Source organism: Pseudomonas sp. LBUM1678, assembly GCF_059695575.1.
Genome location: NZ_CP166775.1, coordinates 2818203 through 2829316 on the forward strand (window position 1 = coordinate 2818203; position 11114 = coordinate 2829316).

The following is an 11114-nucleotide window of genomic DNA, read 5'->3' on the forward strand; positions in this document are numbered from 1 at the left end:
GTTTGCTAATCCAAGGGCCCCGCACACACCTCCCGAATACATCCGCGCAACCACTGGTGCGCGGCATCGGCGTCCATTCGGGGATGCCAGAGCATTGAGATGGTGATGACTGGCGTGGCGACCGGAAGGGGGAAACTGTGCAGGCCGGCGCGCAGATTGTGGGTGTGGCGTTCGGGCACCGTGGCGATCAGGTCCGACGCCCGGGCCAGCGCCAGGGCTGCGGAAAAGCCCCCGACGATGGTGACGATCTCCCGCGCCAGCCCAAGCGGTTTCAAGGCGTCATCCATCGGCCCTGTGTCCCGTCCACGTCGCGAGACCAGCACATGCCGGCCGGACGCATACCGGGCGGGCGTGATCTTGCCCTTGCTCAGCGGATGCCCTGGGCGTACCACGCCGATGAAGCGGTCCTGGTACAACGCGCGGGTGCGCACTTCCGGGCTGGTGGTGTCCGCGACCACGCCGGTCTCCAGATCGACCGTGCCGTCACGCAGCAGCGTGCTGTCTTGGTTCAGTTTCTGCAAAAAGTGCAGCCGTACGCCAGGTGCTTCTTCGCTGAGGCGAGCAATCAGCGCCGGCCCGAAGGTCTCTACAAAACCGTCGCTGGTGCGCAGTGTGAAGGTTCGCATCAGTTGCGTGAGGTCGAGTTGCTCGGCGGGGCGCAGCACCGCTTCGGCGTGCTGCACCAGTTGGCTGACCTGCTCGCGCAGTTCCAGCGCCCGGGGTGTCGGCACCAGGCCGCGTCCGGCGCGGACCAGCAATGGATCGCCGGTGGTTTCACGCAATCGCGCCAGCGCCCGGCTCATCGCCGACGGGCTCAGCCGCAATCGTTGGGCGGCACGCGCAACACTGCCTTCGGCGAGTAGCGCATCGAGGGTGATCAGCAGATTCAGGTCGGGAGTCGTCATGTTTTAACGTTAGCACGGCTGGGCCGTGACATGGCGTCGTGTGCAGGTATCAAGTGCAAGTGGTGCGGCTTCCGCCATGTCAGGTGCGGGCATACGCTGGAGGCCAACACTTCATCAAGGGGCCAACCATGACTCTCACCACGCAATCCGGCTCGGCCCGATGGGCGCTCGCCTGCCTTTCGCTGTCGATGTTGATGCCTTCCCTCGACACCAGCATCGCCAATGCAGGCTTGCCGACCTTGTCCCAGGCACTCGACGCTTCTTTCCAGCACGTGCAGTGGATCGTCCTGGCGTATCTGCTTGCGATCACGACATTGATTGTCAGTGTCGGACGCTTGGGCGACATCGTCGGTCGCCGTCGCTTGCTCCTGGCTGGCATCGCCATTTTTACCCTGGCTTCACTGGCGTGTGGCCTTGCGCCGTCGCTGGGGTGGCTGGTCGCCGCCCGGGCGGTGCAAGGCCTCGGCGCGGCGACCATGCTGGCGCTCACCGTGGCGTTTGTCGGTGAGACGGTGCCCAAGGCGCAAACCGGCAGTGCCATGGGATTGCTCGGCACGATGTCGGCGATCGGCACCACGCTGGGGCCATCGCTCGGAGGCGTGTTGATCTCCGGCTTCGGCTGGCAGGCGATTTTTCTGATTAACCTGCCGCTGGGCGTTTTGAACGGCGTACTCGCTTACCTCTATTTGCCTGCCGATCGCCAAACGCCAAAGGTTCAGCGCGGCGGTTTTGACCTTGCAGGTACGTTGGTGTTGGCGCTGACACTCGGTGCTTATGCATTGGCAATGACGTTGGGTGAAGGGGTTTGGGGTTCGATCAACCTCGCGTTATTGCTGATCGCGGTTGCCGGAACCGGGGTTTTTCTGTTCATTGAGGCAACGGTTGAATCGCCGCTGATCAAACTGGCGCTGTTGCGTGATCGAGGGTTGAGCGCGAGCCTGGCCATGAGCATGCTGGTCTCGACGGTGATGATGTCGACGCTGGTGGTCGGGCCGTTTTATCTCTCGGGCGCGCTTGGGCTGAATGCAGCGCTGGTCGGGCTCACGTTGTCAGTCGGCCCGCTGGTTGCCGCGTTGGCTGGCGTACCCGCCGGCCGCCTGGTGGACCGTTTCGGCGCACAACGCATGAGCGTTTCCGGGCTTGTTGCGATGGCGCTCGGTGCATGCGTTCTGTCCATGATGCCGACGCGATTCGGCGTTCTTGGCTACCTCATGCCCATTGCTGTGATCACCGCCAGTTATGCGCTGTTTCAGGCGGCCAACAACACGTTGATCATGACCGGCGTCAGCGCGGATCAGCGAGGCGTCATTGCCGGCCTGCTCAGTCTGTCACGCAATCTCGGGCTCATCACCGGGGCCTCGGTCATGGGCGCAGTGTTTGCGTTGGCTTCATCGGCGACCGACGTCACCAGCGCACCGCCAGAAGCGGTCGCCCGTGGCATGACATTCACTTTTGCGGTTGCGGCAGGGCTGATTGGCCTGGCACTCGCCATCGCGTTGCCAGCCCTGAAACGTGAACGCGCAGAGGCGTAAATCCGGAGCAAAAAAAAGCCCGCCAAAAAAACGGGTTGGTTGGCAGGTTTATGGCTCGGCTGAGTGAGTCGTTGCCGTTAGCAAGCCTGTTGTGGCAAGGAGGGTAATGCCCAATCCTGAATCCTCAAGCGCCAATGCAACGAATGCCGCCTCAGGGCCTCATATGAAAAGGACGAGTCCACCGGTGCAGGTACGCATGGGATGGCCGAGCGTAAATTTACCCCCGACGACAGGTGACTGTTTTTATGACTGCGGCTGACAAGAATCATGTGACCTGGCTGGTTGAACAATCGATGCTGCATGCCGCCAGGCAGCGCGCCAAGCTGTACTCCGGGCAAGGTCGGCTGTGGCAGCAGCCTTATGCCCATACCCGGCCCCGTGATGCTTCAGCCCTGGCGTCGGTGTGGTTCACCGCTTACCCGGCGTCCATCGTCACCCGCGAAGACGGCAGCGTGCTCGAGGCGTTGGGCGATGAAACCTTGTGGCACGCCCTGTCGAAAATCGGCATCCAGGGCATTCATAACGGTCCGCTGAAAATGTCTGGCGGCCTGACGGGCACTCAACGCACACCGACCATTGACGGCAACTTCGACCGCATCAGTTTCGAGATCGACCCACAGCTGGGCACCGAGGCGCACCTCCAGGCGCTGGTGCGCATGGCCGCCGCGCACAATGCGGTGATCATCGATGACGTGATCCCTTCACATACCGGCAAAGGCGCGGATTTCCGCCTGGCCGAGATGGCGTATGAAGACTATCCAGGCCTCTACCACATGGTCGAAATCCGCGAAGAGGACTGGCCATTGCTGCCGGACATCGCCGACGGTCGTGATGCGCAAAACCTCAGTCCGCTGCAGGTCGATGTACTCCGGGACAAGCACTACATCGTCGGTCAGTTGCAGCGGGTGATTTTCTTCGAGCCGGGCGTCAAGGAAACCGACTGGAGCGCGACACCGATCGTGATCGGCGTCGATGGCAAGCCGCGGCGCTGGGTCTATCTGCATTACTTCAAGGAAGGGCAGCCGTCACTGAACTGGCTGGACCCGACCTTCGCCGCGCAGCAGATGATCATCGGCGATGCCCTGCACGCCATTGACGTCATGGGCGCGAAAATCCTGCGTCTGGACGCCAACGGATTCCTCGGCGTGGAGCGTAAGCTCGACGGTACGGCCTGGTCTGAGAGCCACCCGTTATCGATCACTGGTAACCAGTTGCTGGGCGGGGCGATCCGCAAGGCCGGCGGTTTCAGTTTTCAGGAACTCAACCTGACCGTCGACGACATCGCCAGCATGTCCCACGGTGGCGCCGATCTCTCGTACGACTTCATCACCCGACCGGCCTACCAGCACGCGTTGCTGATGGGCGATACCGAGTTCCTGCGCTTGATGCTACGCCAGATGCACACCCTCGGCATCGACCCCGGCTCGCTGATCCATGCCTTGCAAAACCACGACGAACTGACCCTGGAGCTGGTGCATTTCTGGACGCTGCACGCCCATGACACCTACCTCTATCAAGGCCAGACCTTTCCGGGCAGCATCTTGCGTGAACACATTCGCGAGCAGATGTACGAACGTCTGGCGGGCGAGCACGCGCCTTACAATCTGAAGTTCGTCACCAACGGCGTGTCTTGCACCACCGCCAGCATCATCACGGCGGCGTTGGGGATTCGTGATCTCGACGCAATCACGGCGGCGGATATCCAGCAGATTCGCCAGGTGCATTTGCTGTTGGTGATGTACAACGCCATGCAACCGGGCGTGTTCGCGCTGTCCGGCTGGGACCTGGTCGGCGCGTTGCCGTTGCCGGCGGAACAGGTCGAGCATTTGATGGTCGACGGCGACACGCGCTGGATTCATCGCGGCGCCTACGATCTGGTAGATCTCAATCCGGAGGCACCGCTGTCGGCGGGGCAAATGCCGCGTCCGAAGACCTTGTATGGCAGCCTGCCGAGCCAATTGAAGGACCCGGATTCGTTCGTCTCGCAATTGAAAAAAATCCTCGCCGCGCGCCGCGCCTACGACATCGCCGCCAGTCGTCAGATCCTGATTCCAGACGTGCAGCACCCAGGGCTGCTGGTCATGGTCCACGAATTGCCCGCCGGCAAAGGCACGCAAATCACCGCGCTGAATTTCGGTTCGACACCGATCACCGAAACCTTGCACCTGCCCAATATCGCGCCGGGGCCGGTGGTCGACATCATCAACGAGCGAGTCGAAGGCGATCTCACGCCTGAGGGCGATTTCACCATTACGCTGGATGCCTATGAAGGCTTGGCACTGCGGGTGGTGAGCAGTTCGCCGATGATTTAAAGAGTGGACGAAATCCGTGTGGTGTTCTTCTGTCGAGTGGGGGAGGCGAGATCGCAACGGAACCTGTGGGAGCGAGCCTGCTCGCGATTGTGGAGTGTCAGTTGACAACAATGTTGGATGACACGCCCATCGCGAGCAAGCTCGCTCCCACAGGGTTTAGTGCTTGGCAATCAGTCTTGGTAGACCGGAAAATCACTGCACATCGCAGACGTCTTGTCTGGCGACGGTTCCACCTGACACAAGGAACTCTGTCAGGGCTGATCAGCCTCGATACGGTTGAAGGATACTAAAAGGAATTTTTTCATTCGCCTGGCAATGGGGGTTTCTATTTTTTTGTGGATGATATGAGAGGCACCTATCATAAAGGCGATGGTCCCCCATAGCAGGATGTGCGGGTTCACAGCCGGATAAGCAATATTAAAGATCATAAAGCCGATCATTTGATGTAATAGATAAAGTGGGTAGGTTAGCGCTCCTAATGCAGTCCAGTTCAATGCCCCTATGGCTGCCATTTTGTCCGTTGCGACCAAAAAGAACGTTATAAAGAAAAGGGTAATGACGCTGCATACAATCAGAAGATTGTAGTCGGTTGAATATTTTGTTTCGAGCAATTCGGCCCATACAATTGCGGTGTAGCAGGACAATGCCAATGCACCCGCCAACAGGAGAATTCGTGTTGTTGTGATGCCCTTGGACCAAATCATGTAGAACGTTGCACCCGCTATGAAATAGGCAGCGTAATCGGTGACTAATACCGAGCGCATTTTTTCGAAAGTGAATACTTCAGCAATGGCAGAGATCAGCAGCCAGAGCACGAGGTAGGTCTCTATTTTTTCTATCTTCTTGAAGGCCAACACAATGGATATCATTAGATAAAATTTTATTTCTGCAAATAGAGACCAGTAAACGCCGTCTATCGGCGTGACACCCATCACGTCGCTAAGTAATGTCATGTTCGCGATGTATTGATAAAGATCAGCTGTATATCTAGGCTGTCCGATGACAAGTATGACCAGAAAAGTGATGGTGCAGCACACCCAGAAAGCCGGGCAGATACGAACGACGCGGGATATAAAAAATACTTTGAGATTGTTGCTCGAAGCGGTCATCAGAATGACGAATCCACTGATCATAAAAAATAGTTCAACGCCTAAATAACCGTACTTGGCAGGCTCAGCCAATAGCGGGTAGGGCATTGTGGACATGTCGCCCTTTGCATATCCGCGAAAGGCATAGTGAAAAAACACGACTGCGATAGCCGCCAGGAAGCGCAGCAAATCCAGTTCTTTCAGCCGGCGCTTGATCATTTGAATGCGCTCCAGACGTGTTAGCGCTAATTGAAAACTGACCATCTGCCGATTGAGATTTGAACCGGGCGGTTGTCGATTGGGTGTGGCGGCTATCGACTCCGTTGCCACACCTTGACGTAGTCGACGCTGAAGGTAGAGGGCAAGTCAGCATCGTCCACCACGCCGAACCACTGCCACATGGCCTCACTGTCAAAGACGATCTGCATCGGGAAGAAGAAATGGCTGTTCTTCGATTCCCTGACCAGCACGCCATCGACGTACCAGCGCAGGGTGTCGGGCTGCCAGTCGAAGCCGTAGATATGGAAGCTGTCCGCCAGGCGCCATGGACTGACCCAGACGCTGCCATCGGCAACATGTTCGGTGCTTTGCGGCGTGGCCCACAGGTGGGCATTCATGTTGTAAAAACGGTCCAGGGCAGCGTTTTTGGTCTTGCCACCAATCTCGAAGATGTCGATTTCGGTGGCATTGTCAGTCATGCCCGTCCACGCCAGCCAGAATGCGCTGGAGCCTGCCGAATCCATGGGTTTGGCGCGCGCCTCGTAATACCCGAAGAGCCCACGGGAATGGGTGCGAACCATCGCCGAGGAGTAGTCCTTGAAGCCGAGCTTGACGTACTTCTGCGGCAAGGTGTCCTTGCGGAAGACGATGTTCAGGTTGCCATTCTTGACGCTGGCATTGTCCGGCTTGAACAGCGCCGGTTTGCGTCCGAGCGATTCGTTCCCTTGGGCATTGTTGACGTGCCAACGTACAGGATCGAGGGTGGTGCCGTTGAAGTCGTCGGACAGGTTGGTGTCGAGTGCCCACTGGCCGGCATTGGCCTGATCGGACAGCGGCAGGTTGGGGTTGGTATGGACCGGCAACGTGCCCAGCGGTCCGACACGGGTCCAGGTGTCAGCCAGTCTGGGAACGACAATGGACCATTTGTCCGCCAGGTACTCAAACGCTTGTTGCCGGTCGGCGAGGGAGGCAAACGGGCGGTCGTAGACCAGCACTTCGGCGATGTCGCCGCGGAAGTTCTCGGCCTTGCCGACCACGTTGCGCCCGACGGCATACGGACCAATCGGCACATCGAAAAGCTCCAGCACGGAAATGGTCGGCGCATACGCGGTGGTCTGGCGCAGGCTGATGGCGAAATTCGGCAACACGTTATCGTTGTTGGCGATTTGCGGTCGCGAACTGAACAGCCGCTGCCAGGGATCAACGTTGGCTTCTGCTGGCCGAAGAGATACGAGCAACACCGTGACCGGGCCTTTTGCGCTGCGGATGTTTTTGCCCAGAAACCCCTCAACGCCACTGAAGCGCACCACCGATTGACCGTTCAGGGCGTTCGCCACCTGCTTCGGGCCCAAGGCGGCATCGTCTGCCGTGGCGTCGTTGGACTGGCCGGATTTGTCGCGCCAGTACTGCACACGGTCCTGTGCATCGACGGTCATGGTCGATGCATCGGCCGCGTCGAGCCACAGCACCAGCCCGCTGGCCGGCGGACGGGAGGGCGCTTGCGCCGCCGCCGTGCCAGCCAGTGAAACCGACCACAGCAGGACCAGCAGATATTTGCTGAGCATCTGCATCACTTCGCCGTCATCAGGGCCGGTATGTCGAGTGACGACTGGTACCCCAGCGGATTGCGCGACTGCCACCGCCAGGTATCGACGATCATCTGTTCCAGGTCGCGTTGTGCGCTCCAGCCCAGCTCACGTCCTGCCTTGCTCGGGTCCGCATAGCATTTGGCGATGTCACCGGCACGTCGCGGGGCGAAGCGGTAGGGGATGGTGATCCCGGTAATGTCCTCGAAGCTCTGGATGATTTGCAGCACGCTGTAGCCGATGCCGGTGCCCAGGTTCCAGGCGTTGATGCCGCCTTTGCCCTGCAACACCTCCAGCGCCTTGAGGTGGCCGATGGCAAGGTCGACCACATGGATGTAATCGCGCACGCAGGTGCCATCCACGGTGGGATAGTCGCAGCCGTACACCGTGAGTTCAGGAATTCGTCCGATCGCCACCTGGGTCAGGCACGGCAGCAAATTGGCGGGGCGCCCGCGAGGGTCTTCGCCGATGATCCCGCTTTCGTGGGCACCGATCGGGTTGAAGTAGCGCAACAAGGCAATGCTCCAGCGCGGATCCGCGTGGCACAGGTCGGTCAGCAACTCCTCGATCATGAGTTTGGTGCGGCCATAGGGATTGACCGGTTTTCCGGTACCGATGTCTTCCAGGATCGGGGTTTGCGCAGGGTCGCCGTACACCGTCGCCGAGGAGCTGAACACCAGATTGAACACTTCATGACGCACCATCGCCCGGCAAAGATTGAGTGTCCCGGCGACGTTGTTGGCGTAATAGTCCAAAGGCTTGCGAATGCTTTCTTCGACGGATTTTAGGCTCGCAAAATGCACCACGGCATCGACGTCGTAACGACTGAAAATCTCGTCGAGCAAGATCGAGTCGCCAATATCGCCATTGATGAAATCGACCCGGGTGTGGGTCAGCAGCTCAAGACGCGCGATGCACTCTCGACAGCTGTTGCACAGGTTGTCGAGCACCAGCACAGAATGCCCGGCATTGATGAGCGCCAGGACGGTATGGGAGCCAATATAGCCGGCCCCGCCAGTAATCAGCGTGGTTTTAGGCATGGTGAGGTGTTCCTGTCTCAGGGGGGAATTCAGCGCGCGGTGAAAACCGTTTTGAATTCTTGCGGCCAACGCGGGTGCAATACGCTGTACGCCACGGCATAGGTCAGGGCGCCAATACCGATGGTGAAAATCAGGTTCAGATAGCCTTGAAAACCCACTCGGGGAGCAACCATCACGACGGTTGCCGCCATGACGAGCGAGGCAATCACACTGCGGTAATTGGCGTCGAAGAACCGGTGCCAGCCATAGCCGATGGCCGTGTTGAGGCCGCGTATTTGCAGCGGCGTGATGATCAGCATCCTCGCCAGCAGAGCGAGGGCGGCCGCCATGCCGCCATAAAGACTGCCGAAGCTGTAAACCAGCGCCAGTGCCAGTACCGTGGTTGCCACTTCGGCCTTGATGGTCAGGTGGCTGCGATTGACGGCGATCAGTGCGGTCGTGGCATACATGGCTGTATTGCCAATGGCTGCGGTGCACGCCAGCACTTGCAGCAGGGGAATGGCCTCGGTCCATTTGGCGCCGAAGATCAACAGGATCACGTCGTGCGCCGTGAGGGCGATGCCGATGAACAGGGGCGTCAGCAGGAAGCCGCTGACGGCGGTCGAATCGCTGATGATCGCGCGTAACCGTGAGGGATCGGCGCTACGCCGGGCAAACACCGGCAGCGCATAACTGATCAGACCGTGGTAGATCGCCGTACGCGGCAGATCGATGATGCGCATCGCCATGTTGAACATGCCCACCGCGTTGGTGCCGGCGGTCATGCCCAGGACCACATTGACCCCGCGTTGCAGCGCTTGCGAGCTCAGCGCGTTGACGGCCACCGGCGCACCGGACTTCAACAGTTCGCGCAAGACCGGGCCGTCAATACGAAAGGCAATGCGTCGCGGGTCTGCGCGCATCAATACGATGATGGAGACGAACTCCATGATCAGTGCCTGGGCAACGACCGCCCAGGCCCCCAACCCCCACAGCGCGACAGCGATGCCGCCGACGCCACCACACACCTTGCCCATTAACGTGCGTGAAGCCAGCATCTTGAAGTTACCGCTGCGGCGCATTTGCGCCACATAGACCCGCGCCATCATGGTGAACAGGATTTTCACCGAGGCCACTGCCGTCATCCATTGCAACACCGGATCGGGCGTGTAAAGCATTGCTGCGCCCGAGATGACGACGATGGACACCAGGCTGACGAGTACCGCCGCCCAGAACGCCGTGGTGATGTGCTTGTCCTCCAACCGTTCGAGTCGTACCAGCGGGTCTTCCAGAACCGATGAATACATCAGACCGATCAACTCGACGATGGCAATGATGACAGTGCCCACACCCAGCTCTGCGGGCGACAACAGCCTGGCATACGCGACAAAGGTAATCATCGACAGGAAGATCAAGCCGAATTTCTCGGTGAAGATCCAGATCAATGTCACCAGACGGTGATTGGCCATGGCGGATACCGGTTCAATGAGCGGTGGTTGATGCCGTTGCCTTGCGCAAGGTTCGGGCGCAGGCATAGAGGTAACGCAAGGTCGGTTTGCCGCTGGCGAAGATCAGCGTTTGCCAGGAATACTCCAGCATTCGCCGGTACACGCCGATCACTTCGGCATGCTCGCCACGTCGGGAAAAGGCATTGAGAAAATCGGTGTGGTTGCCCAGCACAAAATCGATCCGTTGCTGCTTGCTGAGCTGCGCGCCATAGCGGGCGAGGTACACGTCGATGAACCTGATTTTGTTGGCATAGTACTTTTTCGGTTGCGCGGTCATGTTGCCGCCGTTGACTGTGCGTTCCAGCAGCACCTGAGGCACCGTGTGGACCTCCCAGTGTTCGGCGATCCGGGTCCACATGAAACGGTCTTCGGAGTAACGCAGGCTGGCATCGAAGCCGCCGTATTGCATGATCACCTCGCGCTTGACCAGCGCGGTGGAGACGCCATTGAGGACGTTGGCGTGGATGAAATCGTAGAAATGCCTGCCGTTCTTGAGATGGTTGTCCAGCTGCCGCCTGCCGTCGCTGTAATTGACCTGCGTGTAGCAGTCGATCAGCCCCACCGGCCGTCCCTGACGAGTGAGTTCGTCGTACAGCGCCAATTGCAGCTCGAGCTTTTGCGGACGAAATTGATCGTCGGCATCGAGCAGCGCCACAAACGTCTCTTCACTGTGCCGCAATCCGTGGTTGCGGGCACTGGCCTGGCCTTCGTTGGCCTGCTGCAACAGCGTCAGGCGGAACGGCGCCACGAAGTCTCTGACCCGTTGTGGTCCGTCATCGGTGGAACCATCGTCGACGACGATGACGTGATCGGGCAGTCGGGTTTGCCCGACCAGGGACGCCAGTGTTTGCTCAATGCTGTCGGCGCCGTTGTATAGCGGGATCACGACGCACACTGAATGCGCTGAAGGGGAGGCTTGGTTGGGCACGGGTGTTTCTCCTTTTG

General features: G+C 59.3%; 8 protein-coding genes. 2 read left to right on the forward strand and 6 right to left on the reverse strand.

All coding sequences use genetic code 11. The features are described 5' to 3' along the window. Nucleotides 1-5: 5 nt before the first annotated feature. On the reverse strand, nucleotides 6-905 hold the full coding sequence (locus ACA070_RS13025) for a LysR family transcriptional regulator (protein ID WP_497451470.1): 900 nt from the start codon (nucleotides 903-905) through the stop codon (nucleotides 6-8). Nucleotides 906-1033: 128 nt separating this feature from the next. Between ACA070_RS13025 and ACA070_RS13030 the strand changes: the two genes are divergently transcribed. Together ACA070_RS13030 and treS are read left to right on the forward strand one after the other, a co-directional pair. After that, a complete protein-coding gene (locus ACA070_RS13030) occupies nucleotides 1034-2437 on the forward strand; it encodes an MFS transporter (RefSeq protein ID WP_497451471.1) in 1404 nt (467 codons plus the stop codon). Between the two features lie 245 nt (nucleotides 2438-2682). Then, entirely contained in the window at nucleotides 2683-4749 is a 2067-nt protein-coding gene (gene treS / locus ACA070_RS13035; RefSeq protein ID WP_497451472.1) for a maltose alpha-D-glucosyltransferase, read from the forward strand. Nucleotides 4750-5000: 251 nt separating this feature from the next. Here the strand turns inward: treS and ACA070_RS13040 are convergent, their stop codons facing one another. The 5 genes from ACA070_RS13040 to ACA070_RS13060 all read right to left on the reverse strand — a co-directional run bounded on the left by ACA070_RS13040 (nucleotide 5001) and on the right by ACA070_RS13060 (nucleotide 11097). Next, nucleotides 5001-6056, reverse strand: coding sequence for an acyltransferase family protein (locus tag ACA070_RS13040; protein WP_497451473.1), 1056 nt, complete (start codon nucleotides 6054-6056; stop codon nucleotides 5001-5003). A gap of 92 nt (nucleotides 6057-6148) precedes the next feature. After that, a complete protein-coding gene (locus ACA070_RS13045; RefSeq protein ID WP_497451474.1) occupies nucleotides 6149-7621 on the reverse strand; it encodes a family 16 glycosylhydrolase in 1473 nt (490 codons plus the stop codon). A 5-nt stretch (nucleotides 7622-7626) separates the two neighbouring features. After that, a complete protein-coding gene (gene galE / locus ACA070_RS13050; protein ID WP_497451475.1) occupies nucleotides 7627-8682 on the reverse strand; it encodes a UDP-glucose 4-epimerase GalE in 1056 nt (351 codons plus the stop codon). A gap of 29 nt (nucleotides 8683-8711) precedes the next feature. Next, nucleotides 8712-10130 (reverse strand): oligosaccharide flippase family protein, encoded by a 1419-nt coding sequence (locus ACA070_RS13055; RefSeq protein ID WP_497451476.1) that lies wholly within the window; start codon nucleotides 10128-10130, stop codon nucleotides 8712-8714. 13 nt (nucleotides 10131-10143) lie between these two features. Further along, complete coding sequence (locus ACA070_RS13060) at nucleotides 10144-11097, reverse strand: glycosyltransferase family 2 protein (RefSeq protein ID WP_497451477.1); 954 nt, start codon at nucleotides 11095-11097, stop codon at nucleotides 10144-10146. Nucleotides 11098-11114: the final 17 nt, after the last annotated feature.